This window comes from Priestia sp. J2, assembly GCF_020790095.1.
GTDB lineage: Bacteria > Bacillota > Bacilli > Bacillales > Bacillaceae_H > Priestia > Priestia zanthoxyli.
Genome location: NZ_CP086208.1, coordinates 2,164,765 through 2,191,663 on the forward strand (window position 1 = coordinate 2,164,765; position 26,899 = coordinate 2,191,663).

A 26,899-nucleotide genomic window follows, 5' to 3' on the forward strand; every position below is an offset into this window, starting at 1 on the left:
AAATCGCTTACTTTTCCATTTTATCAAAAATTATCTTAATTTAGCGAGTATTTTAACTGTACTTTACGCGAAAAGAATGGGTGTGGGAAGGGGTGTTTACTACCTTTACTTCCACATTGCTGACAGAAGCGAACGGCGAGGGACCTTTTTTAATTTCTTCAATAAATTTTTGGATATTACTTTCTTCACCTTCAGCATCAATTTCTACTTTTTGATCTTCTCGATTTCGTACCCATCCGTTAATGGAGCATTCCATTGCTTTTAGCTGCGTGTAGTGACGGAACCCAACCCCTTGAACGCGTCCGTCTACAATCATATGCACATGTTTTTTCACTGTTCTCACCTCACAGGCAATTTTCCCTTTTTTATAAAAAAGAAAACAACTATAATTTTACTTTTCACTGTATAATAGAAAAAGACATTGTAAGACTTTAACAGTTTTAATGTAGATTAAATAAGAAAGAAGGGTTATGAATGCAAGCAGCAGCACGAACGCAGCAAGCGCAGCCGGCGACGATTTACCGTATTTTATTTGCTATTAGTTTAGGACATTTTCTAAATGATTGTATGCAGTCTGTTATACCGGCACTTTTTCCAGTCCTTGAAAAATCGATGAATTTAAACTACACGCAAATCGGCTGGATTGCCTTTGCTTTAAACATGACGTCATCGATTATGCAGCCGGTATTCGGCGTATTTGCCGATAAGCGTCCCTCGCCGTTTTTATTGCCAATTGCAATGTGTTTAAGCATGATTGGTATGGTTGGACTCGCTTTAGCGCCAAATTTTTATTTTGTGATTATATCTGTTTTATTTGTAGGATTCGGATCCGCTATTTTTCACCCGGAAGGTTCTCGCGTAGCGTATATGGCAGCAGGAGGAAAGCGGGGGCTGGCACAGTCTATTTATCAAGTTGGCGGGAATACTGGACAGTCGATGGCTCCGCTGTTTACGGCATTTATCTTTATCGGACTTGGTCAGTTTGGAACAATTTGGTTTACGTTAATTGCAGGTATTGGCGTAGTGGTTTTATACAGCGTGTCTAAATGGTATAAATCAGAGTTAGCTACTCGTCAACGCTTGAAGAAAAAGCAGTCAGATGCTTCATTTACGATGAACAAGCAAATTATTTTTGCGATTGGACTTTTAATTTTTCTCGTTTTTGCACGTTCATGGTACGGAGCAGGCATCCTTAATTTCTTTCAGTTTTATATTATTGAAAAATTTAATTTGCCTATCAAAAGCGCTCAGCTTTACGTTTTTTTATTTATGATTGCAGGGGTGTTTGGAACATTCTTTGGAGGTCCGCTTGCCGATCGTTTCGGAAAACGAAATATTTTATTGTTTTCTATGTTAGGGTCAGTACCGTTTACTTTATTACTCCCTCACGTTTCTCTCGGAGTCGCAGCGCCTCTTTTAATACTAATCGGCTTTATTCTCCAGTCAAGTTTCAGCGTCACGGTCGTCTATGCTCAAGAGCTGATGCCGGGGAAAATTGGCTTGGTTTCCGGCTTAATTGTAGGGCTTGCTTTTGGGATGGGAGCTTTAGGAGCTGTTGTATTCGGTAAATTAGCCGATGTCTTCAGCCTTCAGTTTATTATGCTGTTTTGCAGCTATTTACCAATCCTAGGGCTGTTAACATGGCTGTTGCCGAGCGATAAGCGTGTGAAAGAAATACACGAAGCAAAATAAGAAAAAGAAAAAGCAAACGCGCCTTAGCATTTGCTTTTTTTATGAGCGTGAAGCAAATTTCAAGACGAATTCATATTTTTCTCCTACAATAGATACAATAGAAATTGAAAATCGAAAGGAAGAATCAGCTATGATTAAGCTAAGCGTATTGGATCAGTCTCCAGTTTCAAGCGGATCAACACCAAAGGAAGCGTTAAAACGTACGGTGGAACTGGCAAAATTAACGGAAAAGTTGGGCTACCACCGCTTTTGGGTAGCGGAACATCATAATACGAACGGTCTTGCAGGCTCATCTCCAACTCTTTTAATGACGCACTTAGCTTCTCAAACGAGCCGAATCCGAATTGGATCTGGAGGAGTCCTTCTTCCTCAATACAGTCCGTATAAAGTAGCAGAAGATGCTCAGCTGCTTGAAAATCTGTTTCCGAACCGAATCGATTTAGGTCTTGGACGCTCACCGGGAGGAGATGCGCTGACGCGGATAGCGCTTACAGATGGAGTACGTAAAAGCCTCAATGAATTTCCGCGTCAAATTCAGGCGTTAAAAGGGCATCTTGAGCATAATTTGCCGTCTGATCATCCGTATTACGGTGTGACAGCTTATCCGTTAAGTGAAACAAAGCCGGAACTGTGGCATCTTGGTATCAATAAAAGAGGAGCAAGATCAGCTGCTGAGCTGGGCATTTCTTTTACGTTTGGACACTTTATTTATTCAGTTGGTGGACAAGAAGCCATTCGTCATTATAAACAAGAATTTATCCCTTCTTCGTATCAATCAAAGCCTAAAACCAACGTATGTGTATTTGTTGTATGTGCAGAAACAACAGAAGAAGCCGAGGAGCACGCCAAAACGCTAGATGATTGGCTGTTGAAAGTAGCCAAAGGCGGAGACACAACGGTTTCATCGATAGAAGAAGTGCGCAATCGTTCTTATTCAGAAGAAGAGCTTAAAAAAATAAGCACCAATCGTCCTCGTATGATCGTAGGAAATCCAGCTGAAGTAAAACAAGGATTAACGCAGCTGCAGCAAAAATACGATAACGACGAATTTTTAATTATTACAAATATCCATGATTATGAAGCAAAAAAGAAGTCTTATCAACTGCTTGCAGAGCTATTTCCTCAACCCTCATTTTTCTAAGAAAAAGATGGGGTTTTTTTACGTAATTAAATGTTAGAATATTTAAAAAGGAGGAGTGACATGCAAGTAGAGCAAAAAAGTGTAAGCAGCCAAACTAATAAGATTACCTATACATATATTAAAACAGGAGGGCCTCGCATTTGCTTTATGTTTTCAGGGCTAGGCTATACGTACGAAAAGCCCCTGTTGTATTATGTAACGATGCTGATGATAAAACACGGAATTGACGTGGTTCAGATTCACTATACATATTCAAAAGAGCTGATGACAAAGTCTACAGATGAGATTGCAGACGTTATGATGAAAGACATTTGTTTAGTGCTGCAGGACGTTTTGCCTCAAAATAGCTATAAAGATATCATATTTGCAGGGAAATCGCTTGGGACCATTCCTCTAATTCAGCGAGTTATGAAAGATGAAGTTTACAAAGACGCAGTGATGCTTTTACTGACGCCGCTTTTAACAAGAACAGAACTGTTTGAAAGTTTACTAAAAAGCTCTCACAAAGGTCTTCTTGTAATAGGAAGTGGTGATCACTATTATACTGAAGAAGTTTATCGATTAAAAACAAATCCAATGAATATTGCGGTCATCGAAAATGCCGATCATTCATTGGATGTTTTATATGCTCCAGCAGAATCGTTAAGGGCGCTGGGAACCGTTTTGGACGGCATAGAACAGCTTCTATGAGACAGGAAATAAGGAAAGGAGAACAAAATGGATACGCTACGTGAAATTATTTGCGAAAAAAGAGCCTACAGCTATTCACCTCATACTCATGATCATAACTACAGTCAGCTTTTGTTTCCGCTAGCAGGTGCTCTTGATATTCAAGCAAGCGAGCAGCACTTAACGCTGCAAGAAGGATGCTTTTACATTCCGCCTCGTCAACTGCATACGTATCAAGCTAAAAATACAAATGAATGTTTGGTTGTTGATATTCCTTTGAAATTTACAGAAAGTGCGCATCTTTCTCAAGAAGCAGCTTTTATTCAATGGGATTCAACGTGGAAAGCACTTCGCTACCTGTTACTTGAGGGGCTTCAAAAAAGCACTGACAGGGGGGCGCTTGAAGATTTAGTCCGTTACGTTCAGCATTATTTGCCAAAGAAACAAACGTTTAAATCCATTGATTACCTTCATGCTAACTTCAATCAAGAGTTAAATATAGAAAGTCTTGCTAAGCTGGAAAATTATCATCCTGCCTATTTTTCCACTTGGTTTAAACAAAAAACGGGTTATTCGCCTCAAAGCTATGTAGCGCATATACGTTTAAATAAAGCAAAAGAACTGCTAAAAGAGAGCAGCTACTCGGTAACGTATATTGCGCATGAAGTGGGCTATCACAGCTTGTCTTCATTTACGAAATGGTTTGCAAAACAAGAGGGAGTCTCACCGACGCGATATCGAAGTATCTTAAAAACAGACAAATAAGATCATAAAAGCGGAAAAACTTTTTTCTTTCTTTTAGCTATGATAAAAGAAAGGAGATGAAACGATGAATACTTCATTATCAAAAATACTTATTTTATGTGCAGCTGTACTATGGGGAACAACAGGGACTGCCCAAGCTTTAGCATCTGCTGAAGCGCATTCCGTGGCGATTGGAGCCGTACGTTTAGCGGTAGGGGGACTGTCGCTTCTTGGAGCTTGTCTTATACAACGAAAGAAAGTGGACGTAAGACGTCTTCCTATTTTGCCTCTTGCGGTTGCTGCAGCAAGCATGGCCGCTTATCAGCCGCTGTTTTTTTCAGCCGTTATCACAACGGGTGTTGCAGTAGGAACAATGGTGGCAATTGGCAGTGCGCCTGTTTTATCAGGAGTATTAGATTACATAGTGTACCGCAAGAAACCTACAAAAAAATGGTTGCTTGCTACGGTTACTGGTATTATAGGGTGCTGCTGCTTGTTGTTAAGAAAAGATACTCAAATCGACGTGATAGGTTTGGGTATGGCGATAGGAGCAGGGGCGTCTTTTGCTTGCTATACGACTGTCAATAAAAAAATTGTTCAGCATGTTGATCCGCAAGTAGGAGCTTCGCTTGTGTTCACAGCCGCCGCCGTTTTACTGATACCATGCTGGTTTATGTACGATATGAGCTGGCTGGTCTCTTTAAATGGAATGGGGATTGCTCTTCATTTAGGAATACTTACGACGGCGATTGCTTATGTATTATTTTCTACAGCGCTTAAGTCAGTGCAAGCGTCTACCGCCGTAACGTTATCGTTAGCAGAGCCCGTTACCGCTTTTTTACTTGGCGTCTTTTTCTTAGGAGAATCTCTAACTTTGGTGAACATATGCGGAGCAGCACTAGTATTTGCTAGCTTAGCGTTTTTAACGTATTCTCCGAAGTCATCGCTAAATCAAGAGGTGCGTATATAAAAAAATCCCCTTTCTCTATAGAAAGGGGATTTCTTATTAAGCGTACATACTAGCTACTTGTTTTTGCAGGTTGCTGTCTTCTAAATACTCATCGTACGTCATTTGCTTGTCAATTACTCCATTTGGCGTAATTTCAATTACACGATTTGCAATCGTTTCAACGAACTGATGGTCATGAGATGTGAAAATCATTGAACCTTTGTAGCTGATAAGTCCATTATTTAGTGCTGTGATTGATTCTAAGTCAAGGTGATTCGTAGGGTCGTCTAGTAAAAGAACGTTTGAACCGCTTAGCATCATTTTAGAAAGCATACAGCGAACTTTTTCTCCTCCGGAAAGAACGTTGGCTTTTTTCAACACTTCTTCACCAGAGAATAGCATTCTACCTAAGAAACCGCGTAAGAAGCTTTCGCTTTGATCATTAGGTGAATACTGACGCAGCCAGTCTACTAAGTTTAAATCTCCGTTTTCAAAGTACTCGGAGTTGTCTTTTGGGAAAAAGGCTTGAGACGTTGTGACACCCCATTTGTACGTACCGCTGTCTGCTTCCATTTCACCCATTAAAATCTTCATTAATGTTGAATTTGCAAGTTCGTTTCGGCCTACAAGAGCAATCTTGTCATCTTTATTCATAATAAAGCTTACGTTATCAAGTACTTTTACGCCGTCAATTGTTTTTGTTAAACCTTCAACGCGAAGTACGTCATTTCCAATCTCACGTTCCGGCGTGAAGTTCACGTATGGGTAACGACGAGAAGAAGGACGGATGTCATCTAATGAAATTTTATCAAGCAATTTTTTACGAGACGTTGCTTGTTTTGATTTCGATGCATTTGCGCTAAAGCGAGCGATAAAGGCTTGAAGCTCTTTAATTTTTTCTTCTTTTTTCTTGTTTGCATCTGACGCCATTTTTTGTGCTAATTGACTTGATTCATACCAGAAATCATAGTTACCAACGTAGACTTGGATTTTACTGAAGTCAAGGTCAGCAATGTGCGTACATACTTTGTTTAAGAAGTGACGGTCATGTGATACAACAATGACTGTGTTTTCAAAGTTAATTAAGAATTCTTCTAACCATTGAATTGCTTGGATATCCAAGTTATTCGTAGGCTCATCTAGAAGTAATACATCAGGTTTTCCGAATAAAGCTTGTGCAAGAAGCACTTTTACTTTTTCACTACCCGTTAGTTCAGCCATTTTTTTTGCGTGAAGATCTTCAGAAATACCTAATCCTTTTAAAAGAATAGCCGCTTCTGATTCTGCTTCCCAACCGTTTAATTCAGCAAATTCACCTTCAAGCTCAGCTGCTTTCATTCCGTCTTCATCTGTGAAGTCTGCTTTCATATAAATAGCATCTTTTTCTTGCATTACTTCATAAAGGCGAGCGTGCCCCATAATAACGGTTTTCATAACTTCTTGATCTTCATATTCGAAGTGGTTCTGTTTTAAGACAGCAAGGCGTTCGCCAGGGCCCATATGTACATCACCAGTCTGAGATTCAATTTCACCAGATAAAATTTTTAAAAACGTTGATTTTCCAGCACCGTTTGCGCCGATTAATCCATAGCAGTTACCAGGCGTGAATTTAATATTCACATCTTCAAATAACTTTCGGTCGCCAAATCGTAAACTTACATTACTAACTGTAATCATGTATGAGCAGTCCTCCAAATTCAATATCTATAAAATTATACCATTCTTTTGAGATAAGAGCGATATGAATACAATATTTCAAACATAAAGTGTAACCGACACTTTAAGCACTCGTCAACCATTTAAGGGATTTTTTGAGCGGTAACGCTTGATTATTCTAGCATTCACCAAAACTTTGAGCAGCAAACTAGTATATCTAAGCCTTCAGTAAGCAGCTCTTTTTCATTTTTAAGATGGATGTTGTATTCCTTTGTATAAGAAACAAAAAGAAGAATAATACTACCTGGTAAATAAAAGAATTTCTATGAAGTAAACACTGATATTTTACGGATGCTTATTTCTAAAATTGCTTTGATATGGACATAAATAGGGTGATGATTATGTGGAAATTAGTTGTTTCCTATCTTCCAGAAGGGCCAGTTTTTATACAAGCAGTTCTGGTTTTTTTCATCCCGTATATAATCTACAAATTATTAAGCGGGATTCGTAATTCAGAGGAAGAGTGATGAAAGTGAAAAAATGGAGATCAACAATAAAAAAAATAGGAAACCATGCGAATGAAAAGGAAAACAAACAGGAATTTACATCTCAAAATTCATCTAATCATGTTACGGATCATTTAGCTTTAACTCTAAAAGCAGTTAAAAATGAAATTGGTCATAACTCCGACGTTCATTTTCGGGAGTTTATTATAGGACGTACAGGCATTCAGGCAGCTATTATTTTTGTAGAGGGGCTATCAGATAAAGATCTTATTGAAAAACATATTTTGTCATCATTGATGGCTGATTTTTCAAAAGAATACCAACAAGATCAGCTTTACGTAAAGGAAAGCCTTTCAAAACAGTTTATTAAAAGCCAAGTATTATCAATCAGTGATGTAGAAGAGGTTCATTTCATTAAAGAAGTAACATCAAAAGTCTTAACAGGATCTACGGCTCTTTTAATTGACGGAATATCACCTGCCTTAATTCTTGGTACAAGCAAAGTGAAAACAAGGACGATTGAAGAGCCCGTATCAGAAGCATTAGTGAGAGGGCCGAGAGTAGGCTTCACTGAATCTTTAAGTGATAATACTTCTTTATTAAGAGGAAGCGGAGACATTGAAAATTTGTCGCTGGTGAAATTTCAAGTAGGAAAGCGTTCCAAAAAAGACTTAGTTGTTGCTTACATAAAGGGAATTGTTGATCCAGAACTAGTTGAAGAAGTAGAAAAACGAATTAAAAAAATTGATCTTGATAATGTACCGGAGTCAGGATATGTGGAACAACTCATTGAAGATAATTACCTTAGCCTATTTCCTCAGGTGCAGAATACGGAGCGTCCTGATCGTGTAATTGCTGCTTTGATGGAAGGGAGAGTAGCCATCTTATTAGACGGGACGCCTTTTGCTTTGATTGCCCCCGTTACGTTTAGCATGATGCTACAGTCGCCGGAAGATTATTATGAAAGGTGGATTCCCGGTACATTTATTCGTTTTCTTCGTTATATTGCAGTAGTTCTTTCCCTTTTTACACCGGCTTTGTATATTGCTTTTATTTCGTTCCACCCAGGGATGATTCCGACTAAATTGGCTATTTCCATTATAGGAACAAAGTCTGGAGTGCCGTTTCCAGCCCTTATAGAAGCCTTATTCATGGAAATAGCTATCGAAATCTTGAGAGAAGCTGGACTCAGATTACCAAAACCAATTGGTCCAGCAATGGGAATTGTCGGTGGATTAATTATTGGAGAAGCTGCTGTGCAGGCAGGGATTGTTAGCCCTATTTTAGTGATTATTGTGGCGTTAACTGCCATTTCATCGTTTGCTATTCCGCAATATAGCGTCGGGATTTCATTGCGTATTCTTCGCTTCATAGCTATGCTATGTGCTGCCATACTTGGATTATACGGCGTCGTTTTATTTTTCCTTTTTATGACCAGTCATTTGGTGAAACTAAAAAGTTTTGGCGTATCTTACATGAGTCCAGCGGTACCCTATCGTTTAAGTGAATGGAAAGACTTGATGGTCCGTATGCCTCTTATGATGATGAAAAGACGTCCAAAGATGATGCACACCAAAGATTCTCTACGAAAAGGATAGCAGCTTATGATAAAAGGAAGTGAATCAGAGGTAATGATAAATTCAAAAGATCGTATTACGACGCCACAAACAGCTATTATTGTCATCAATTTTATACTTGGAACTGGTATTCTGACGTTGCCTCGAACAGCTGCGGAACAAGTGAAAACACCAGATGTGTGGTTAACTGTTATTCTAGGAGGAATAGTCACCATGATAGCAGCGATAATCATGGTGAAGTTAAGCCGGAAATTCCCTGGAAAGACGTTTTATCAATACAGTAAAGAAATTACAGGGAAATGGTTGAGTAAGTTAATTAGCTTACTTATGATAGGTTATTTTTTACTGCTTGGTGGTTTTCACGCCCGTTCATTGGCAGAAGTAACCGGATATCTCTTGCTGGAAGGAACGCCGACGTGGGCTATTATTATGCCATTTATGTGGATAAGCCTCTATTTAATTAGAGGGGGCATTAATCCGATCGCTCGACTGTTTGAAATTATATTCCCTATTACCGTTATTCTTTTTTTACTGGTAGCTTTTATGAGTATGAAAATATTTGAAATAGATAATCTGCGCCCCGTACTTGGATCAGGAGTCCTTCCTGGACTAAAAGGGGTAAAAACAACTGCTCTTGCATTCACCGGTCCTGAAATCATGTTAATCATTTTAGCTTTTATGAAAGAACCGCACAAAGCAGGAAAAGCTGTGCTAGTTGGAATTACTATTCCTATATTTATTTATGTGATTACTGTTGTAATGGTGATTGGAGCGTTATCGATTGATGGAGTAGTAATAAGAACATGGCCAACGCTTGATTTAATAAGGAGTTTTGAGCTGACAGGCTTGATTTTTGAACGATTTGATTCCTTGCTGCTAGTTGTATGGATCATGCAGATGTTTGCTTCTTTTACTATTAACCATTACGCCGCTTCATTAGGACTGTCTCAGCTTTTCCAAAAAAACATTCATCCATTTATGTATGGTTTGCTTCCGGTCATATATCTTATTTCCATGATTCCTAAAAATATTAATGATGTATTTAAATTGGGAGATATGATTGGCAATATCGCCTTAGTTTTATTTGGCTTTTTGCCGCTGCTTCTTCTCATTATTTCAAAAGTAAAGGGAGTAAAATATGAAACAAACCTTTAACCATTTCCAGTACCTATTGGTTTTGTTTTCTGTTTTTTTGCTCTTTCCTCTGGCAGGCTGCTGGAGCAGTCATGAAATTGAAGAGCAAAGTTTTGGAGTGGGTGTGGCCTATGATAAAGGTAAGGAGTCCATAGCTGAAAAAGAATTTGATGAACAAGGAGAAGGGTATACTAAAAAGAACCTGATTACGTCAACTTATCAACTTATCACTCCTCAAGTCGCAAGTTCAACCACTAAACAAGGAGGACCGCAGCAGAAATCTTACGTAAATATTTCGGAAACAGGAGATTCTCCTTTTCAAATGCTTCGTGAATTATCTTTAAGAAGTGACACTCCTTTAACTAGTCCTCATATGAAAGTAATGGTTATCAGTGAGGCCCTTGCACGAGCGTATAGTTTAGAGCAATTAGTGGACCAAACTCTTCGGGACAATGATTTTAGACCTAGTTGCCTTGTGTTTATTAGTAAAGGAAGAGCTAGCGACACGTTAGAATCAAAAACAGCAGGAGAGATCCCAGCTTTTCACCTGTATGGAATGATAGACAATACGTATCGAACAACGCGGGTTTTACCGCCCATGCCGCTTATTAAATTAGCAAGCAAGATTCAAACTGGATCTAGTTTTCTGTTGCAAAATGTATTATCAGCAAATGGAGAAATCAAATTTGCGGGTGCTGGTATAATTAAAGGGGAAACAAGCAAAATGATTGGTTTTTTGAATGAAGAAGAACTAGATGGTTTGGCTTGGATTACAGGGGAAGGGAAAGGCGGGCTAGTAAAAAGCTTTGATAAAAAGACCGGTCAGCTGATTGTATATGAAATAGAGTCTATGAAAAGTCACATTCAACCCCATGTTAAAGGAGATAATATCTCTTTTGATGTACACATTGAATCAGTGGGAAGGCTATCTGAAAGTTGGATGACCTCAGGGAGCTCTTTTAATAATCAATTTTTACAGAATGCGCAAAAAACTTCAGAAAAAAAAGTAAAGTACCTGGTAAGAAACGTACTAGAAAAAATGCAAACAAAATATAAAGTTGATGTTGCAGGTTTCGGAAATCAATTGAGAATTAAGCAGCCTAAAACATGGATGAGGGTCAAAGGAAATTGGGATCAAACATTTAGTGAAGTGCCAATTAACTATGATGTGAAGTTAACGATTAAAGATTATGGAGCATCCGGATCAAAAAAGTAAGCACCTGACTGTAACTTTGCTTATCGTTATGTCAAAAATGAAAAAAACCTAAAAAAATAATAATCTCGGAACTTCCCACGAAATACTCATCGTATGCTTCGTACAGAGCCTTCAACAAACAACAAATAAGAGCTGCCGGTTTTCGACAGCTCTTATTTGTTGTTATTCAAAAATATAAGCTAATGCTTGAAGAGCTTGTTCTGGCGTTTCGACTACAACTTGCGCTTTGTTTGACAGTTCTTTAAGCGGGTGGTGCAGTTTTTCAGGGCGAACCAAAATTAGCGGTTTATCTAATGCGATGGCTGTCGCCGCATCCATTGCGCTGTTCCACTGCTTGTATTTTTCACCAAATAAAGCAATGACCACATCAGATTTTTTAAGGAGCACCTGTGTGCGTAAATTATTAATTTGAGAAGCAGCTTCATCTTTTAAGACAGCATTAGGCTGTTTTCCTAAAATTTCTTCTCCAATGTTGTCGGAGCGGTCATGGTCTGTCATGGGACCGACAAAGGTAAGGGGAAGGTTTAATTGTTCCGCTTGGTTTTTAATTTCGTCTCGCCAGTTATCATGAATTTGCCCGGCAAGGTATACGGTTAAGTTCATTATGTAGAAGTCCTCCTCTAACTAAAGTTTGTTTTATTTTATCAAATGTAAGCGGATAATACGAATGATTTGAATGGGCTACTTTTCCAAAAATAAGGTTATAGTAGACAAATAGTTAAAAAAGAGAAACAATAGAAAGCGTATTGCTAATTAAAGAAAGGATGTACCTGATGACAGAAACAGTGCTACAAGTAGATCATGTTAGTAAAGTAATTGGGAAGAAAACCATTTTGCATGATGTATCCTTATCGGTTGAGCGCGGTGAGATTTTCGGATTGCTTGGTCCGAACGGCTCTGGAAAAACAACGCTAATTCGTACCGTAGTAGGACTCATTAAAGAAACAAAGGGAACAATTACCGTCAATGGGTTTCCTTTAAAAGAACAGTTTACTTCAGCTATGAAATCAATTGGAGCGATTATTGAAAACCCTGAGTTTTATGATTATCTGACGGGCTATCAAAATTTAAAACACTTTGCGAATATGCATGAAGGGGTCACATCAGAACGCTTGGATGAAGTGATTGCTTTAGTAAAGCTTGAAAACAGCATTCATGCAAAAGTGAAGACGTATTCCCTTGGGATGAGACAGCGTTTAGGAGTAGCTCAAGCCATTTTACATAAGCCTGCATTGCTTTTACTAGACGAACCAACAAATGGTCTAGACCCAGCGGGAATGAGAGAATTTCGTACATATTTACAAACGCTTTGCAGGGAAGAAGGAATTTCAATCTTAATCGCGAGCCACTTATTAAAAGAGGTAGAAGCATTATGTGACCGCGTTGGCATTATTCAAGACGGTGAGTTAAAAGCCATTCAAGATCTATCTCCAAATCGTCAAGACCAAGGAATGTACGTAGAATTTGAGGTGTCTGACGCGCAAAAAGCAGCGGATCTTTTATCACAAGAATTTGAAGTAACGATGAGATCACATATTATCGACGTGGCGATTGTAAAAGAACAAATTCCAGCTGTAAATAGAAAATTAGTGGACAGCGATATTTTAGTCTACCGAATCACTCCTGTGTATGAGACGCTTGAAGATTCGTTTATGTCCGTTACGGAGGGAGAGCACCATGCTTAAGTTAATTCAAAATGAACATATGAAATGGTTTTACAAAAGAAGTACAAAAGTCACGTTTATTACAATCGGCATCTTAACTCTTTGTATGGCTCTTTTAATGAAGAAAGTAGCAAACAGCGCAGGAACGGAAGACAACATATTGAATTTCCTGTCATTTAGTGCAGGCATGCTGATCCTCGTTCAATTTTTCGCGCTTGCTGTTGGAGGATCAATGGTTGCAAAAGAGTTTGAAGCGGGTACCATTAAGCTTCTTTTAATTCGCCCTGCTAGACGTTCAACGATTTTAACGTCCAAGTACATAACGCTCGTTTTAATTAGCTTGTATTACTTGCTGAGCTATTTGCTTTTTTCGTTTGTATGGGGAGCATTGTTCTTTGGATTTGCCAGTCTAGAAGGAGATGCGCAGCTGCTTAAAAACATTACGCTTACGTATGACAGCGCGTATATGGAAACGTTTATGATGATGACGTTCGCATTCATGCTGTCGTCTTTATTTAGAAACAGCGCGCTTGCTTCAAGTCTAGCTATTGTCGTAAGTATTGGGGCGAAAGCAGTAACTGGGATAGTATCACAGTTTGGTCTATGGTGGGGGAAATTTTTACTGTTCGCCAACACAAACTTTGTGCAGTATATGGACGGAATGAAGACGATGTTTGACGGAATGACAATTCCATTTTCAATCTTCATCTTAGTTGCACACTTTGTCTTCTTTATGGGGGTAGCATGGGTGGCGTTTTTAAAACGTGACGTAGCTAATTGATGTGAGAATTTTCACACTATATATTTTTCTAAAATAGCATTTGACAATTAAATAAAAAGAGATTACAGTAGTGAAAGACTATTTTTAAAACAACTACAAACTTCTTATCAAGAGAGACGGAGGGACTGGCCCTACGATGTCTCGGCAACTGGCTGTACGCAGTGCGGTGCCAAATCCAGCAGACGATGTTTCGTTTGGAAGATGAGAAGGGTAATCTTATGATACAAATAAGAGACCTCTTCTTATCAATAAGAAGAGGTCTTTTTTTATTACGTAAACAAGAGGTGTTAAGAATGGAACAACAAAAAGGAAACGGCTGGGCGCTGTTACCGCTGGGCGTCTTTTTAGTCCTGTTTGTCGGATCAGGAATTATAACGGGAGATTTTTATAAGCTGCCTGTATTAGTAGCTATTATCATTGCAGCCATTGTGGCGCTGGCTATGAACCGCAAAGATTCACTTAATGTAAAAGTGGAACGCTTTGCTAAAGGAGCAGGGCATCCTGATATCATTATTATGGTACTTATTTTTATTTTAGCAGGTGCTTTTTCAGAAGTCGCTAAAGGCATGGGAGCTGTTGATTCAACGGTAAACTTAGCTCTGTCTGCGCTTCCGCAAAGCTTAGTGGTAGTCGGAATCTTTGTTATTGGCGCATTCATTTCAATTTCGATGGGAACGTCAATGGGAACGATCGCTGCGTTAGGGCCTATCGCTGTAGGAATCAGTGAGCAGGCGCATGTATCCATTACATTGGCAATTGCTGCTGTTGTTGGTGGTGCAATGTTTGGAGATAATTTATCCGTAATCTCTGATACGACCATTGCGGCAGTTCGTACTCAAAAAACAAATATGTCAGATAAATTAAAAGTAAACTTTTTTATTGTCCTTCCTGCAGCGATTGTTACAGTGATTTTATTACTTGTAATGACGCTAGGCAATACGTCATCAGTAGAAATTAAAGATTTTAGCTGGTTTAAAATCTTGCCTTATGTCGGCGTACTCGTTGCTGCCATATTTGGTGCAAACGTATTAAGCATTTTAACCGGAGGAATTGTATTAGCCGGCGTGATTGGATTAGCTGACGGAAGCTACACGCTTTCTTCTCTTGCTAAAACTGTGACAGAAGGTATTGGCGGAATGTCGGAATTAATTATTTTATCTCTGTTAATTGGCGGAATGGTTGAACTCATTCGCTATAACGGCGGTATTCAGTTCTTATTGAACCTATTAACACGACGTATTCAAACAAAAAAAGGCGGAGAATTCAGCATCGCTGGATTAGTAAGTTTAACCAATTTAGCCACGGCTAATAACACGATTTCAATTATTACAGCAGGTCCGTTAGCGAAAGAAATCTCTGATAAGTATTCAATTGATAATCGTAAATCAGCCAGTCTGCTCGACTTGTTTTCATGCAGCGTTCAAGGGCTTATCCCTTACGGTGCACAAATGCTTCTAGCAGCAGGATTTGCTAAAGTTTCACCAATTGAGATTATTCCATTTACATTCTATCCAATGTTAACAGCGGTTTGCGGTATCATTGCGATTGTAATTGGCTTTCCTCGTTTAAATAAAAAATCAAAATCATCTAAAGAAGCTGCGTAATATCAAACCCTTAAAAAGAACATTCTTTTTAAGGGTTTTTTACTGTTTGAAAAAATCAGTCGGCTTTTTTTCATCTAGCTCCTTCCAAAGTGTCTCATTTTGTTTAAGTGCATAAGCCGCTCCTCCGATTTCAATTCCGCATAATAAAATGAATAATAAAATACCCATGATATGACCTCCTTATATAAGTGAATAAAAACATGATTGTAACGGGTTTAGCTTATTGCTGTTTCACTTTATAATGAGAATAAAGTATGAAACGCGTTTCAGCGCAAGAGAAAAAGGTGAAAACATGACAAATATCCGAGATATCGCAAAAAAAGCTGGTGTATCTGTTTCGACCGTGTCACGGGTTTTAAATCATCATCCGTATGTAAAAGAAGAAAAGCGCCGTCTGGTAGAAGAAGTAATTCAAGAACTTAATTACGAACAAAACATTAATGCCGTTCACTTATCAAAAGGGAAAACAAATATGATTGCTGTCGTCTTGCCTTTTATTAATCATCCTTATTTCAGTCTGCTTTTAGAAGGAGTGGCCTCTCAAGCGTTAGAAAAGCAGTATCAGCTTGTTATTTGTCAGACGAACTATGATGTAAAAAAAGAAGAAGAAGCGCTTCATATGCTAAAAACAAAGCAGGTTGATGGAGTGATTATTTGTTCTAGAGCAGGCAGCTGGAGCACGATTGAATATTATCAGCAGTACGGGCCGATAGCCGTGTGCGAAAACGTACAAAATCGTTCTATTCGCTCCGTATACGTTGATCATTATGCAGCTTTTAAGAAAGCGCTCATGTATTTAAAAGAAAAAGGATATACGGATATTGGCTACTGTATTGGAAGAATGACGGGTACAAATAGTCAACAGAGGCAGCAAGCATACAAAGAATATGTAGAAAGAATAAATGAGCCTTATCATCCGGAATGGGTGTTTCAAGGCTGTTTGAACGTGACAGATGGTGAAAAAGTGGTGAAAAAATTGGTGCAGATGAAAAATCGGCCTCAGGCGCTTTTAGTAACAAACGATCAAGTCGCTATTGGTATAAAAGCTCAGTGCGAACAAGCGGGTATATCAGTTCCAGGCGATTTAGCTATTATTGGTTTTGATAATCATCCGCTTTCTTCTTATTTACAAATCACAACGATCGAACTTCCTCTCAAAGAAATGGGCGAAACGCTTTTTAAACTAGTTAGGAGCAAGGATCCTCAAAAAATTGAGCTTCCTTTTCGGTTTATTGAGCGTAAAAGCGTATAAATTCTTGATGATCTCACCACGTGTTTTTATCGGATAAAATGAGTAAAAGCGGACATCATACGAGTAAAGAAAGAAGAAAAGGATGATGATCGTGGAGAAAAAAGAATATCAAGTAGGAGATCAAGTATTTGTTATTTACCGAAATCCTCATACGGCAAACGTTGCCAATATTAATCAAGCTGAAATTGTTGAACATCCTGAAAATAAAGGTGAAAAAGCGTTGTTTCTGCATGAGTCTTATCATTTGTTAGCTGAAGATGATGCTGTGTATTCAACGTATGAAGAAGCAGAGAACATGTATAACAAGATATTTGATTATGAACAATATGATTGACGAAAGGCTCTCTTAAATAGAGAGTCTTTTTTGATGTGGAAAATAATTACCATGGATAGAGTCTTTTTATTTTTCAAACGCTATTAGTATTAGAAAAAAGGAAGTGTACATGATGATAAAACCTTTTGTACCTCAATTAGTATACATTGAGCCAGGGGCAATGGAGTACCCGCTTGGTGTTCAATTAAAAGAAAAATTTGAGAAGATGGGAATTGAAATTCGTCAAACAACTTCTCATAATCAAGTGCGTAATATACCGGGAAAGAATGATTTGCAAAAATACCGCAATGCCAAGTCTACTTTAGTAGTTGGTGTGCGTAAAACCTTGAAATTTGATACATCTAAACCGTCAGCTGAATATGCAATACCTTTTGCAACAGGGTGTATGGGGCACTGTCACTATTGTTATTTGCAGACAACAATGGGAAGCAAACCGTATATTCGCACGTACGTGAATGTTGAAGAAATATTAGGTCAAGCAGAGCAATATATGCAGGAAAGAGCCCCTCAAATAACGCGATTTGAAGCGGCTTGTACATCTGATATCGTAGGAATTGATCATTTAACACATTCATTAAAGCGCGCGATTGAATATTTTGGAGAAAGTGAACTAGGTCAACTGCGTTTTGTGACTAAATTTCATCACGTGGATCATTTATTGGATGCTAAACATAATGGTCGCACGCGCTTTCGCTTTAGCATAAACGCAGATTATGTTATAAAAAACTTTGAACCTGGTACATCTCCTCTTGATTACAGGATTGAAGCTGCTAATAAAGTTGCAAAAGCCGGATATCCACTTGGCTTTATTGTGGCGCCTATTTACATCCATGAAGGTTGGCAAGAGGGATACCGTCAGCTGTTTGAAAAGCTTGATGCTTCTATACCTGAAGAGTCAAGAGATGATATTACATTTGAAATGATTCAGCATCGCTTTACCAAGCCGGCCAAACGAGTGATTGAGAAAAACTATCCGAAAACAAAGCTTGAGATGAATGAAGAAGAGCGCCGTTACAAATGGGGGCGTTACGGGATTGGAAAGTATGTATACGCAAAAGATGAAGAACAAGAATTGAGAGAGACGTTGGAATATTACATTGATCAGTATTTTCCAAATGCGAAAATCGAGTATTTTACGTAATTATTCTACAGTAATTGAAAAGTTATTTTGACATCTTAGTCGAGATAGCTTTTCAATTTTTAATGTGAAAAATAAATTGGTTGCTAATAAGCTGAAAAAAGAGGTTATTTGTATCTCTTGTCGTATTACATACATAAGGGAGGTGACTGAGATGTTAAAAAATGAAGAGTTTGCGCTAACAAAAGAATTAACAAAAGAACAGCAAGAAGCTGCACGAAATTTTATTCAAGTGTTGTTCCAAGAAGATTTATCTGAATTTTGGAACATATTATGTGATATCGATAAGTCTCGTATTTACGGCTTGTATGAAGCAAACCACTATTACGATTCGGATGTTGAACTACATGGATTTGTACAAGAAATTAGAGATAATGTAAGAGCGGTTTATGCGCCTCTTCAAGGGCAAGGAGGTATTTCGACGAAGGTTCGATATACAAACGAAGGAAAGATGTATGTATACATATTAGGAAGTGGCGAAAACCCTAAGGTATATCCTGTTGGATTAATGCCTGAGACCTACATTGAAGAAGAACGTTTTTCTCAGCGTCTTCAAATTAGCATTTATAACGATGAGTTTCGAAACGTTGCGCTGTAAATTATATATAAATGGAAAAATAAAGAATAATAAAATTAATTTGTTAAAATAGCAATATTTGGGGTATGTAATAGGTATAACACTAAAAAGGGGTGAAAGAAATGCATTATTATCGTATTTCAGAGGGAGACCATGAAGAGTATTGTGAAACGATTCTGCTTCATGAAAAGAAGTTTTGCAAAGAAACATTTCAATCTATGGTGCGAGAAGCAATGAACAATAAGCCAGGTAAAATTGACCGTGTGGATATTGTTAAATATTTAATTGGTCATCATAGCTTTCAAGTAGCCCATATCGAAGCGGGATTTCACAGTACATACAGCGAGAAAGTGACATAAAAAATGCAGCACATCCTATACAACGAACTTTTCTTTTGAAAAGGGCGCTGTATTTTTTTTTGCTAAAAATAGAATGTTTTTAAGTGATATTCCTTTTAATGGTATAATAGTTAAGTGCTGTAAGGTATACATATAAAAATCACAAATACTTTAAAGAGAAAGGGTGAGGAAATATGGAAAACGAAAGAATAGAAGAGCTTGAACGAAAAATAAGCAGTTTAGAAGAAGACGTAGCCAAGCTAAAGTCGCTTGTATATAAAACAAATTCTCCAAGACCAGCAGTTCACGCTCCTCCCAAGCTGCGCCAGGAGACGACTAAACGTCCTGCTCAAACAGCAGCTAAAAGCTCACAGGCAATAGAAGAGCCTGTTGATTGGGAAAAAGTCCTTTTTCAAACATGGCTGCCGAGAATTTTTATTTTCGTATTTATTATTGGCGTGCTATGGGGATTTAAAGCAGCCTCTGACTATGGATTAATGAATGAAAAAGCAAAAGTTGTTCTCGGTTTCGTTGTTTCGATAGGTTTTGCTGTGACAGGTCATTTTCAAATCAAAAAGGGTAGGCTGGTGCTCGGGCAAGTACTTGTAGGAGGAGCTATTCCTATTCTCATGTTAACGACGTTTGCGATGCATAGCCTATATCATTTAGCAGGACCAACGCTTGCTTTTATGCTAAATGCGAGTTGGATCATCTTAGGAATTGCAGCAACAGTCTTTTATCGTTCACAGGCATTAGGGATTATTAGCGCGGTTGGAGGCGTACTAGTTCCTTTTCTTATTGAAAGTAATTCGCCTAATGCTCTGGTTTTCATTGGCTATGAAACGCTTCTGTATATTGCCTTTTTATATGTGGCAATCAAACAAAAATATTCAATTTTATATGTTCTTTCCGCGGTACTATTAAATCTTACGCTACTCATTTATTACTCGTTTGTTGGTGATAATGGTGTAAAAGCGTTATTAGGTATGGCGATTCTGATTCAGCATTTATGCTTAATTTCTAGCTTTTTTCTATCACAATCCGTACTCCAAGTATATGCGTTTACCCTTCTATCGAGTTTAGCAGTTACGTACGGCTGGCTGCTTGCCGTTTTTGACGATGGCACGACCACCATGGTGCTGCTTGCGCTAGTTATTATTTACGCATTAGGTGTTTACACAGTAAGAAGTTCTAAAGAGAAATTTGAATTTTTTATTACCTATTTAATTGTTGCAGTAGCGTTTTTTATTCATCAGCTCGTCGATTTAAGAGAAGGAGTCATTTTATATGTGATTCAAGGACTTGCTGTTTACTATATCGCCATGACGTATAAAAATCTACTTCATCAACTGTTTTCTTATACGATTTATATACTGAGTGCCACGTATATCTTAGTTACACCAATCGAACAAGTGCTGTCTCTTCCGACATTAAACTGGGTTGTTGTGTTAGCTTCTATTCTAGTATTTGTATGGATCAGTATTCAAAAAACAGAAAAAGATGAGCACGATACGTTCAAAATTGGAGGAAGTATTGTTTTTTCTATTCTTTCTTTAATTTTTGCAACGGAAGTGACGGTCGCTGGAACCACTGATCTTTCCGCTAATACACAAACGCTTATTATGACGGCCGTTTGGCTATGCTTGTCCATTGCTGCATTCGTAATAGGATCACTTCGAAATTTTAAAACAGCAACATATGTCGGCGTGGGCATTTTGTTCTTAACACTTTTTAAACTCGTTTTATATGATTTACCTTTTATCCCAATGGCTATACGAGCCTTGTTATTTATCGTTTTAGGAGCTATCGGTTTAATTATCTCGCGATTATTTTATAAAAAGAAGTAGCTAGAAGCTGAAGAGAAATTCTTCAGCTTTATTTATTATAATATGATTATGTAAACTTAATCTTGAAGTCGTACAAAAAGTATACAATCATGTATAATGGAACAAGTGAATTGGAGGTATACATAAAATGAAATCACTTGTATTAGCAGAAAAGCCAAGTGTAGCACGTGATCTTGCGCGCGTGCTTGGCAGCACACAAACAAAAAAAGGGTATATTGAAGGGCCAAAGTATGTCGTAACATGGGCACTCGGCCATTTAGTTGAATTACAAACACCAGAGGATTATGATAACCAATATAAAACATGGCGATTAGAAGATCTGCCAATTATGCCTGAGAAAATGAAACTAAAAGTAATTCGTAAAGTGAGCTCTCAGTTTCGTACAGTATCCGATCTAGCAAAAAGAAAGGATATTGGCGAGTTAATTATTGCGACTGATGCAGGGCGTGAAGGAGAGCTTGTAGCACGCTGGATTATGGAAAAGGTACGCTGGAACAAGCCGTTTAAACGTCTTTGGATTTCGTCTCAAACGGACAAAGCGATTCGTGACGGGTTTAAACAGCTAAAACCAGGAAAAGAGTTTAATCGTTTGTATGATTCAGCGGTTTGCCGTTCAGAAGCCGATTGGCTTATCGGTTTAAACGTAACGAGAGCGTTAACGACTAAATACGAAGAACCATTATCAGCGGGACGTGTACAAACACCGACGCTTGCGATGATAATTGGGCGTGAACAAGTAATTAACACATTCAAACCTAGTGAATATTGGACGCTTACAGCTCAGTTTTCGTCGTTTGAAGCAGCTTGGCAAAAGGGTAATGAAAAGCGCATTTTTGATGAGAAACGTGCAAAAGAGCTGCACTCAAAATTATCAGGTGAAGCAGTTGTGCAAACAATCAAGCGTAAAATGCATAAAGAAGCGCAGCCGCTTCCTTATGACTTAAATGAACTGCAGCGCGACGCTAATAAACGCTTTAACTTCTCTGCTAAGAAGACATTAAATGTACTTCAAAAATTGTACGAACAGCATAAGTTAGTAACGTATCCACGTACAGATTCTCGTTATTTAACAACAGATATGGTTTCCACTATGAAAGAGCGCTTGGAAAGCATCTCTGCTGTATATAAAGAAGAAGTTCGTCCAATTTTAAAAAATGCACAGCTGCCAAAGCGAGTGGTTAATAATGAAAAAGTAAGTGATCACCATGCGATTATCGTAACGGATCAGCCTGTGTTTTTACAGGACTTATCAGCTGATGAACGAAAGCTGTATGACTTAATTGCAAAGCGATTTATCTCATTGTTTTATCCTGCATATGAGTATGAAGTGGTTAAAGCAGAGCTTGAAGTAAACGGGGAACTGTTGGTAGCGAGCGGAAAGCAAGTTGTGAATGCAGGCTTCAAAAAAGTTTCTGGTGGAGACTCAGAAGCAACGGTGAAGCTGCCTGATATGAAAGAAGGCAGCAAGCTGCTCATTCAAAATGTAACGATGAAAAGTGCATTTACAGAGCCGCCGCAGCGCTATACAGAAGCCGATCTTCTTGGACAAATGGAAAAACACAACTTAGGTACGCCGGCAACACGCGCAGATATTATTGAAAAACTTCTGCAAAACGAATCCATTGATCGCCAAAATAACCGTCTGCACGCAACAAAAAAAGGAAAGCAGCTGATTGACTTAGTAGCAGACGAGTTAAAGTCTCCTGAGCTTACGGCTAAATGGGAACGTGACTTAGAAGCAATTGCTAAAGGAAAAGGAAATGCAAAAGAGTTTTTAACAAATATTCGCGAGCAAACGGAAAAGCTGGTTAAACAAGTAAAAACAAGTAATCAAACGTACAAACCCCATAATTTAACGGGCTCTAAATGCCCAGAATGCGGTTCGTTCTTAAAAGAAAAGAAAACAAAGCAAGGAAGAGTGCTCGTTTGTTCAAGCCTTGAGTGCAGCTATAGACGCGCAAAAGACCCTAAACTATCGAACCGACGCTGTCCGCAGTGTCATAAACGAATGGAAATTCATTCAGGAAAAGCGGGTACGTACTTCCAATGCCGTTCATGTCAAGTAGTGGAAAAAGCCGAGGACAAAAAGAAAAAGATTTCAAAACGAGAAGAACGAAAGCTTCTTAACAAATACAACGATGACGGAGCATTTGGTTCAAGCTTGGGAGATGCTTTAAAACAAGCTCTTCAAGATAAAAAAGATAATTAACGTAGAAGTGCGATACCATGGTATCGCACTTTTTTTGGTATAATATGGATTAAGTGATGAGTAAGCAAGGTGGCGTGGAACAATGAAAAGAAAAAGCAGGGGAATGAATCGGTTAATCGCGTTCTTTATAGTAGGAACGATGGTACTAATCATTTTAGCTATCTTAATGGGAAGCTACTTTTTTGGTTTTATAGGCTTCCTTAGAGTGATGGGAGTGGAGTATGACTCTTACTGGGCCATATGTTTATTTCTATTTTTTATTTTTGTGTTTGGCTCTTTCACAGAGCTTTTTTCAAAGGCGCTTATTTTTTTAATGAAGAATGCTAGGATGAACAGAGTATTATTTGTAGCATCTGCGGCTTTTGTGGACATATTTTTTACTTTTCTATCGGTTTATATAGCAGACTTGCTTGTAAGCGGAATCCGTGTATCTATTTTAGCGATGATTATTTTATCCGGTTTATTTTTTTTGTTAGAGAGTGCATTGGATAGTGAGTTTCTACGTGAAAAAACAAGCTGATGAAATTGTTCATCAGCAGCGCATCAACAAAAAAAGTGCATCATATCAAGCTTCAATGCTATTTAAAGAACCCTGTAACATATTTTTTTAAAAAAGTATGTGATTTTTTTCACATATATCTTGAAAAAGAACAAACATGTTTGTATAATAAGAATTGTAAAAGATATGTGAAACATTTCACAATATATGTGAAAAACTTCACAAATTATATTTTCTATAATCCTAAGGGGGATATCATCTATGAAAATTGCAGTAGTAGGGTGTACACATGCAGGAACAGCAGCAGTAAAAAATATGGCAGAACTTTATCCAGAAGCTAAAATTACAGTTTATGAGCGAAATGATAATGTTTCATTTTTGTCTTGTGGAATTGCGCTCTATGTAGGCGGGGTCGTAAAAGATGCAAATGGTTTATTTTACTCTTCACCGTCTGAATTGCAAGAGATGGGTGTAAATATGAAAATGAAACACGAAGTGACGAATATTGATACAGAAGACAAAAAAATAGCGGTGCGAAACTTAGAAACAAACGAAGAATTTGAAGATACATTTGATAAATTAGTGATGACAACTGGATCATGGCCGATTATTCCAAACCTTGAAGGCATCGATTTAAATAATGTTGTGCTTTGTAAAAACTATCAGCATGCTAATCACATTATCGAAAAAGCAAAACAAGCAAAAAAAATCGCCGTAATTGGTGCGGGTTATATTGGTGCAGAATTAGTAGAAGCCTTTGAAGTGTATGGAAAAGAAGTCACGTTCATTGATAGTGCTGATCGTATTTTAAATAAATATCTTGATCCAGAGTTTACAAGCTTGATGGAAACGGAATTTAAAAAGCGGGGAGTTACATTAGCATTAAACCAAGCGGTTACTAAATTTGCAGGCAGCGATGGATCTGTTGAAAAAGTAGTGACAACTGCAGGTGAATATGAAGCGGATCTTGTTATTTTGTGTGTTGGCTTTCGTCCAAACACAGACTTAGTAAAAGGGCAGGTAGACATGCTTCCAAACGGCGCAATTGTGGTTGATGAATATATGCAAACAAGCAAAAAAGATATATTTGCGGCCGGAGATAGCTGTGCGATTTACTACAATCCGATTAAGAAACATGCCTATATTCCGCTTGCTACAAATGCGGTTAGAATGGGAACATTAGTTGCTCAAAACCTTGTTAAACCGACGATCAAGTATATGGGAACACAAGGAACATCAGGCTTGCATATTTATGATTACAATGTTGCATCTACCGGCATAACTGAAACAGCGGCTTCTCTTTTTGATATGAATGTGAAAAGTATCACAATATCAGAAAATAACCGACCAGAATTCATGCCAACGTACGAAAATATTACGTTAAAAGTAGTATATGAAGAAGAAACGAGACGAATTGTAGGTGCACAGGTTATTTCTAAAATTGATGCTACTCAAGCAATTAATACATTGTCCGTATGCGTACAGCAGGAAATGACGATCGATGAGCTTGGCTTTATGGACTTTTTCTTTCAACCCCACTTTAATAAGCCTTGGCATTTCTTAAACCAAGCAGGGCTTCAAGCGCTTCAAGCATAAAAAAAGAGGCTGGGACAAAAGTAGTTGAGTCCAAGTAAAAAACGAACCATTCATCAACCTGTTCGATGAGTGGTTCGCTTTTTTTGTGATGGTGTACATCGTTTTATTTGTTTCGTTCCTTCTAGCAATTGATTGGAGGGCAAGGCGAAGACTCCTGCGGGAAAAGCGGAACAGGTGAGACCCCGCAGGAGCGAAAGCGACGAGGAGGCTCAGCGGCCGCCTGCGGAAAGCGAAGCCTTGCACGGAAATCAATTGCCGTGTCATAAGCAGTCCAGAGCTCATGTATCTCATTTGTTCGTCTTTCGATTGGATTTATTTCGTTATGTCTCAACCTTTTTTTATGTGGATTTTATTATCTTTTTTATTTTTATTTTAGCTGGTTTAAAACGAATCCATCCTATGATAAGAAGAATAAAAGGATATAAAGCTCCCATCAAAAAACTATAGGGAATCCACGTTTCGGCTAACCATGTTTTTTGATAGGTAATGGTTGGGTACACAATAATGGAAAAAGTCGTAACAATTAATCCCATCGGTAACGTTAGAAATCGAGTTTCATTGATGTTAAAAATATGACAAAGTCCAGCGATGGAAGCATGAAAATAAAGAGAAACTTTAAAGAAAAGAGTAAGAAACCATATAATGGCAATAATTACCTCGATTCCTTGCAAAAAATTTCCCACCTCAATTCGCTTAGCCATTTCATATACGGGAAACATGGTAGTTGAAGAATGATAAGAACCAATAACGATTATACAAGAAAAAATAACAATTACCATAATAAATCCACCTAGCAGGCTGCCGCTCATTAAAGCTTTAGCTCCTTTTTCAGGTTTTCTTAAATGAAGGGGGAAAATCATCATCAAAGGAGCAAAAGTAAAATAAGTAATGCTAAGAAAGATAAGAACCGAATGAGTCAGCGGCTTTAAGTGAATGTCCATTAAAGGCATAAGATTTTCAAGTTTCATTTGAGGAGTTAGTGAAAAAATAAAAATCCCGAGAAGGCCAACAAACCACGGGAAAAAGATTTCACAGCAGCGTGCAATTGTTTCTAGCCCGAGTCTTGCCCCGAAAACAACCACAAGCATAAAAATAATGTGAATAGCAAGCAGCGGCGTTTCCATCATAATATGGGTATTTAAAAAACTTCCGACGTAGTATACAATGCGGCTGCACGTTATGACAGTAGATAGGACAAATAAACAAGATACACCTTTTCCTAGATATTTTCCAAATACTACATCATTGATTTCTACCAGATTTTTATCTTTAAATAAAAGTCCGAGAGCTATATATACTTTCACTAATACAAATCCGCATGCTACTCCAAGGATAGCCGGAATCCAAGCGGTTTGCTTAGAATCAACAGTCATAGCCGCTGGAGCAATAACAATTGTGCTTCCAATTGTATAAAGCATGACGAGCATGCGAAATTGAATCGTTGAAATTTTAACTACAGGTTTCACGGTATTCACTTCCTCGTCTTACGTATTAAGATAATAAATGAAGTAAAAATATGCTGATTGGTCTAAAGATAGCAGCTGATAAATCAGAAGGATTTGGAACATACAAACCCAGTGCTTTACAGATGCTTACGGACGTTCCAATTACAAGAACTGTGTAGAATAGCCATAATTCTTTCTTCGCTTTTTTTTGCCGTAAGTTAGGTACTTCAAACCAAATGACGAGCGTGCAAACAATAAGTAACCCGAATACCCCTAGCATAGACTAGCTCCTATACATGAATAATTAATGTTATATTTTCCAGAAAAATAA

27 protein-coding genes and 1 riboswitch are annotated in these 26,899 nt (G+C 38.1%); of the genes, 21 read left to right on the forward strand and 6 right to left on the reverse strand.

Annotated elements, in window-relative coordinates; translation table 11 throughout:
* Nucleotides 1-52 precede the first annotated feature (52 nt).
* Entirely contained in the window at nt 53-334 is a 282-nt protein-coding gene (locus LJY09_RS10890; protein WP_028413469.1) for an acylphosphatase, read from the reverse strand.
* Between the two features lie 140 nt (nt 335-474).
* On the opposite strand from LJY09_RS10890, the gene LJY09_RS10895 reads away from it, so the two are divergent.
* The 5 genes from LJY09_RS10895 (at nt 475) to LJY09_RS10915 (ending at nt 5,216) form a co-directional block, all read left to right on the forward strand.
* A complete protein-coding gene (locus tag LJY09_RS10895) occupies nt 475-1,692 on the forward strand; it encodes an MFS transporter (protein WP_028413468.1) in 1,218 nt (405 codons plus the stop codon).
* Between the two features lie 130 nt (nt 1,693-1,822).
* On the forward strand, nt 1,823-2,833 hold the full coding sequence (locus tag LJY09_RS10900) for an LLM class flavin-dependent oxidoreductase (RefSeq protein ID WP_098999811.1): 1,011 nt from the start codon (nt 1,823-1,825) through the stop codon (nt 2,831-2,833).
* A 60-nt stretch (nt 2,834-2,893) separates the two neighbouring features.
* The gene (locus LJY09_RS10905; protein ID WP_098999812.1) at nt 2,894-3,523 is read left to right on the forward strand and encodes an alpha/beta hydrolase; all 630 of its coding nucleotides are present in this window, start codon (nt 2,894-2,896) and stop codon (nt 3,521-3,523) included.
* 27 nt (nt 3,524-3,550) lie between these two features.
* A complete protein-coding gene (locus LJY09_RS10910; RefSeq protein WP_028413465.1) occupies nt 3,551-4,267 on the forward strand; it encodes a helix-turn-helix transcriptional regulator in 717 nt (238 codons plus the stop codon).
* Nucleotides 4,268-4,331: 64 nt separating this feature from the next.
* Entirely contained in the window at nt 4,332-5,216 is an 885-nt protein-coding gene (locus LJY09_RS10915) for a DMT family transporter (RefSeq protein WP_098999813.1), read from the forward strand.
* A 36-nt stretch (nt 5,217-5,252) separates the two neighbouring features.
* On the opposite strand, the gene LJY09_RS10920 is transcribed toward LJY09_RS10915, so the two are convergent.
* The gene (locus tag LJY09_RS10920; protein WP_013083037.1) at nt 5,253-6,872 is read right to left on the reverse strand and encodes an ABC-F family ATP-binding cassette domain-containing protein; all 1,620 of its coding nucleotides are present in this window, start codon (nt 6,870-6,872) and stop codon (nt 5,253-5,255) included.
* 505 nt (nt 6,873-7,377) lie between these two features.
* Between LJY09_RS10920 and LJY09_RS10925 the strand changes: the two genes are divergently transcribed.
* From LJY09_RS10925 to LJY09_RS10935, 3 genes are read left to right on the forward strand one after another with little or no spacing between them, the layout of a single operon-like run.
* Nucleotides 7,378-8,955, forward strand: a complete 1,578-nt coding sequence (locus tag LJY09_RS10925; RefSeq protein WP_228307738.1) for a spore germination protein — start codon at nt 7,378-7,380, stop codon at nt 8,953-8,955.
* Nucleotides 8,956-8,961: 6 nt separating this feature from the next.
* Complete coding sequence (locus LJY09_RS10930; RefSeq protein WP_028413461.1) at nt 8,962-10,089, forward strand: spore germination protein; 1,128 nt, start codon at nt 8,962-8,964, stop codon at nt 10,087-10,089.
* On the forward strand, nt 10,073-11,284 hold the full coding sequence (locus tag LJY09_RS10935; RefSeq protein ID WP_228307739.1) for a Ger(x)C family spore germination protein: 1,212 nt from the start codon (nt 10,073-10,075) through the stop codon (nt 11,282-11,284). The genes LJY09_RS10930 and LJY09_RS10935 overlap by 17 nt, the downstream gene beginning before the upstream one ends.
* Before the next feature lie 162 nt (nt 11,285-11,446).
* Here the strand turns inward: LJY09_RS10935 and LJY09_RS10940 are convergent, their stop codons facing one another.
* Nucleotides 11,447-11,887 (reverse strand): YtoQ family protein, encoded by a 441-nt coding sequence (locus tag LJY09_RS10940; RefSeq protein ID WP_025752263.1) that lies wholly within the window; start codon nt 11,885-11,887, stop codon nt 11,447-11,449.
* A 170-nt stretch (nt 11,888-12,057) separates the two neighbouring features.
* Here LJY09_RS10940 and LJY09_RS10945 point away from each other — a divergent pair, with 170 nt between their 5' ends.
* The 3 genes from LJY09_RS10945 to LJY09_RS10955 all read left to right on the forward strand — a co-directional run bounded on the left by LJY09_RS10945 (nt 12,058) and on the right by LJY09_RS10955 (nt 15,333).
* On the forward strand, nt 12,058-12,969 hold the full coding sequence (locus LJY09_RS10945; protein WP_098999818.1) for an ABC transporter ATP-binding protein: 912 nt from the start codon (nt 12,058-12,060) through the stop codon (nt 12,967-12,969).
* Nucleotides 12,962-13,729 (forward strand): ABC transporter permease, encoded by a 768-nt coding sequence (locus LJY09_RS10950; RefSeq protein WP_034265853.1) that lies wholly within the window; start codon nt 12,962-12,964, stop codon nt 13,727-13,729. The genes LJY09_RS10945 and LJY09_RS10950 overlap by 8 nt, the downstream gene beginning before the upstream one ends.
* 101 nt (nt 13,730-13,830) lie before the next feature.
* A riboswitch (SAM riboswitch) is annotated at nt 13,831-13,937 on the forward strand.
* Between the two features lie 85 nt (nt 13,938-14,022).
* Nucleotides 14,023-15,333 (forward strand): Na+/H+ antiporter NhaC family protein, encoded by a 1,311-nt coding sequence (locus LJY09_RS10955; RefSeq protein WP_098999819.1) that lies wholly within the window; start codon nt 14,023-14,025, stop codon nt 15,331-15,333.
* Nucleotides 15,334-15,372: 39 nt separating this feature from the next.
* Here LJY09_RS10955 and LJY09_RS27635 read toward each other — a convergent pair whose 3' ends face one another.
* On the reverse strand, nt 15,373-15,501 hold the full coding sequence (locus tag LJY09_RS27635; protein ID WP_255219815.1) for a hypothetical protein: 129 nt from the start codon (nt 15,499-15,501) through the stop codon (nt 15,373-15,375).
* A 124-nt stretch (nt 15,502-15,625) separates the two neighbouring features.
* Here LJY09_RS27635 and LJY09_RS10960 point away from each other — a divergent pair, with 124 nt between their 5' ends.
* The 10 genes from LJY09_RS10960 to LJY09_RS11005 all read left to right on the forward strand — a co-directional run bounded on the left by LJY09_RS10960 (nt 15,626) and on the right by LJY09_RS11005 (nt 25,389).
* Complete coding sequence (locus tag LJY09_RS10960) at nt 15,626-16,585, forward strand: LacI family DNA-binding transcriptional regulator (RefSeq protein ID WP_028413456.1); 960 nt, start codon at nt 15,626-15,628, stop codon at nt 16,583-16,585.
* Nucleotides 16,586-16,670: 85 nt separating this feature from the next.
* On the forward strand, nt 16,671-16,919 hold the full coding sequence (locus LJY09_RS10965; protein ID WP_033578899.1) for a transcriptional regulator SplA domain-containing protein: 249 nt from the start codon (nt 16,671-16,673) through the stop codon (nt 16,917-16,919).
* A gap of 112 nt (nt 16,920-17,031) precedes the next feature.
* Nucleotides 17,032-18,060: a spore photoproduct lyase gene (splB, locus tag LJY09_RS10970; RefSeq protein ID WP_025752275.1), complete on the forward strand. Its 1,029-nt coding sequence runs from the start codon at nt 17,032-17,034 to the stop codon at nt 18,058-18,060.
* A 151-nt stretch (nt 18,061-18,211) separates the two neighbouring features.
* Nucleotides 18,212-18,655, forward strand: a complete 444-nt coding sequence (locus tag LJY09_RS10975) for a hypothetical protein (RefSeq protein ID WP_028413454.1) — start codon at nt 18,212-18,214, stop codon at nt 18,653-18,655.
* Between the two features lie 101 nt (nt 18,656-18,756).
* Nucleotides 18,757-18,993 (forward strand): hypothetical protein, encoded by a 237-nt coding sequence (locus LJY09_RS10980; protein ID WP_013056931.1) that lies wholly within the window; start codon nt 18,757-18,759, stop codon nt 18,991-18,993.
* Between the two features lie 173 nt (nt 18,994-19,166).
* Entirely contained in the window at nt 19,167-20,819 is a 1,653-nt protein-coding gene (locus LJY09_RS10985; RefSeq protein WP_224980114.1) for a DUF2339 domain-containing protein, read from the forward strand.
* Nucleotides 20,820-20,946: 127 nt separating this feature from the next.
* Nucleotides 20,947-23,028: a DNA topoisomerase III gene (locus LJY09_RS10990; RefSeq protein WP_228307740.1), complete on the forward strand. Its 2,082-nt coding sequence runs from the start codon at nt 20,947-20,949 to the stop codon at nt 23,026-23,028.
* 82 nt (nt 23,029-23,110) lie between these two features.
* A complete protein-coding gene (locus LJY09_RS10995) occupies nt 23,111-23,548 on the forward strand; it encodes a YrvL family regulatory protein (protein ID WP_028413451.1) in 438 nt (145 codons plus the stop codon).
* Between the two features lie 240 nt (nt 23,549-23,788).
* Nucleotides 23,789-25,123 (forward strand): FAD-dependent oxidoreductase, encoded by a 1,335-nt coding sequence (locus LJY09_RS11000; RefSeq protein ID WP_028413450.1) that lies wholly within the window; start codon nt 23,789-23,791, stop codon nt 25,121-25,123.
* 128 nt (nt 25,124-25,251) lie between these two features.
* On the forward strand, nt 25,252-25,389 hold the full coding sequence (locus LJY09_RS11005; protein ID WP_186806706.1) for a hypothetical protein: 138 nt from the start codon (nt 25,252-25,254) through the stop codon (nt 25,387-25,389).
* Between the two features lie 72 nt (nt 25,390-25,461).
* On the opposite strand, the gene LJY09_RS11010 is transcribed toward LJY09_RS11005, so the two are convergent.
* The gene (locus LJY09_RS11010) at nt 25,462-26,589 is read right to left on the reverse strand and encodes a GerAB/ArcD/ProY family transporter (RefSeq protein ID WP_028413449.1); all 1,128 of its coding nucleotides are present in this window, start codon (nt 26,587-26,589) and stop codon (nt 25,462-25,464) included.
* 25 nt (nt 26,590-26,614) lie between these two features.
* Nucleotides 26,615-26,848, reverse strand: coding sequence for a hypothetical protein (locus tag LJY09_RS11015; protein WP_028413448.1), 234 nt, complete (start codon nt 26,846-26,848; stop codon nt 26,615-26,617).
* Between the last annotated feature and the right edge of the window lie 51 nt (nt 26,849-26,899).

Bases quoted from the DNA above. Each gene is read 5' to 3' on its own strand.
- LJY09_RS10910 (WP_028413465.1), top strand. From the start codon at position 3,551: ATGGATACGCTACGTGAAATTATTTGCGAAAAAAGAGCCTACAGCTAT.
- LJY09_RS10925 (WP_228307738.1), top strand. From the start codon at position 7,378: ATGAAAGTGAAAAAATGGAGATCAACAATAAAAAAAATAGGAAACCAT.
- LJY09_RS10950 (WP_034265853.1), top strand. From the start codon at position 12,962: ATGCTTAAGTTAATTCAAAATGAACATATGAAATGGTTTTACAAAAGA.
- LJY09_RS10945 (WP_098999818.1), top strand. From the start codon at position 12,058: ATGACAGAAACAGTGCTACAAGTAGATCATGTTAGTAAAGTAATTGGG.
- LJY09_RS11000 (WP_028413450.1), top strand. From the start codon at position 23,789: ATGAAAATTGCAGTAGTAGGGTGTACACATGCAGGAACAGCAGCAGTA.
- LJY09_RS10990 (WP_228307740.1), top strand. From the start codon at position 20,947: ATGAAATCACTTGTATTAGCAGAAAAGCCAAGTGTAGCACGTGATCTT.
- LJY09_RS10965 (WP_033578899.1), top strand. From the start codon at position 16,671: ATGATCGTGGAGAAAAAAGAATATCAAGTAGGAGATCAAGTATTTGTT.
- LJY09_RS10935 (WP_228307739.1), top strand. From the start codon at position 10,073: ATGAAACAAACCTTTAACCATTTCCAGTACCTATTGGTTTTGTTTTCT.
- LJY09_RS10980 (WP_013056931.1), top strand. From the start codon at position 18,757: ATGCATTATTATCGTATTTCAGAGGGAGACCATGAAGAGTATTGTGAA.
- LJY09_RS10905 (WP_098999812.1), top strand. From the start codon at position 2,894: ATGCAAGTAGAGCAAAAAAGTGTAAGCAGCCAAACTAATAAGATTACC.
- LJY09_RS10975 (WP_028413454.1), top strand. From the start codon at position 18,212: ATGTTAAAAAATGAAGAGTTTGCGCTAACAAAAGAATTAACAAAAGAA.
- LJY09_RS10915 (WP_098999813.1), top strand. From the start codon at position 4,332: ATGAATACTTCATTATCAAAAATACTTATTTTATGTGCAGCTGTACTA.
- LJY09_RS10920 (WP_013083037.1), bottom strand. From the start codon at position 6,872: ATGATTACAGTTAGTAATGTAAGTTTACGATTTGGCGACCGAAAGTTA.
- LJY09_RS10985 (WP_224980114.1), top strand. From the start codon at position 19,167: ATGGAAAACGAAAGAATAGAAGAGCTTGAACGAAAAATAAGCAGTTTA.
- LJY09_RS10900 (WP_098999811.1), top strand. From the start codon at position 1,823: ATGATTAAGCTAAGCGTATTGGATCAGTCTCCAGTTTCAAGCGGATCA.
- LJY09_RS11015 (WP_028413448.1), bottom strand. From the start codon at position 26,848: ATGCTAGGGGTATTCGGGTTACTTATTGTTTGCACGCTCGTCATTTGG.
- LJY09_RS10995 (WP_028413451.1), top strand. From the start codon at position 23,111: ATGAAAAGAAAAAGCAGGGGAATGAATCGGTTAATCGCGTTCTTTATA.
- LJY09_RS10895 (WP_028413468.1), top strand. From the start codon at position 475: ATGCAAGCAGCAGCACGAACGCAGCAAGCGCAGCCGGCGACGATTTAC.
- LJY09_RS10940 (WP_025752263.1), bottom strand. From the start codon at position 11,887: ATGAACTTAACCGTATACCTTGCCGGGCAAATTCATGATAACTGGCGA.
- LJY09_RS27635 (WP_255219815.1), bottom strand. From the start codon at position 15,501: ATGGGTATTTTATTATTCATTTTATTATGCGGAATTGAAATCGGAGGA.
- LJY09_RS10930 (WP_028413461.1), top strand. From the start codon at position 8,962: ATGATAAAAGGAAGTGAATCAGAGGTAATGATAAATTCAAAAGATCGT.
- LJY09_RS10960 (WP_028413456.1), top strand. From the start codon at position 15,626: ATGACAAATATCCGAGATATCGCAAAAAAAGCTGGTGTATCTGTTTCG.
- LJY09_RS10955 (WP_098999819.1), top strand. From the start codon at position 14,023: ATGGAACAACAAAAAGGAAACGGCTGGGCGCTGTTACCGCTGGGCGTC.
- splB (WP_025752275.1), top strand. From the start codon at position 17,032: ATGATAAAACCTTTTGTACCTCAATTAGTATACATTGAGCCAGGGGCA.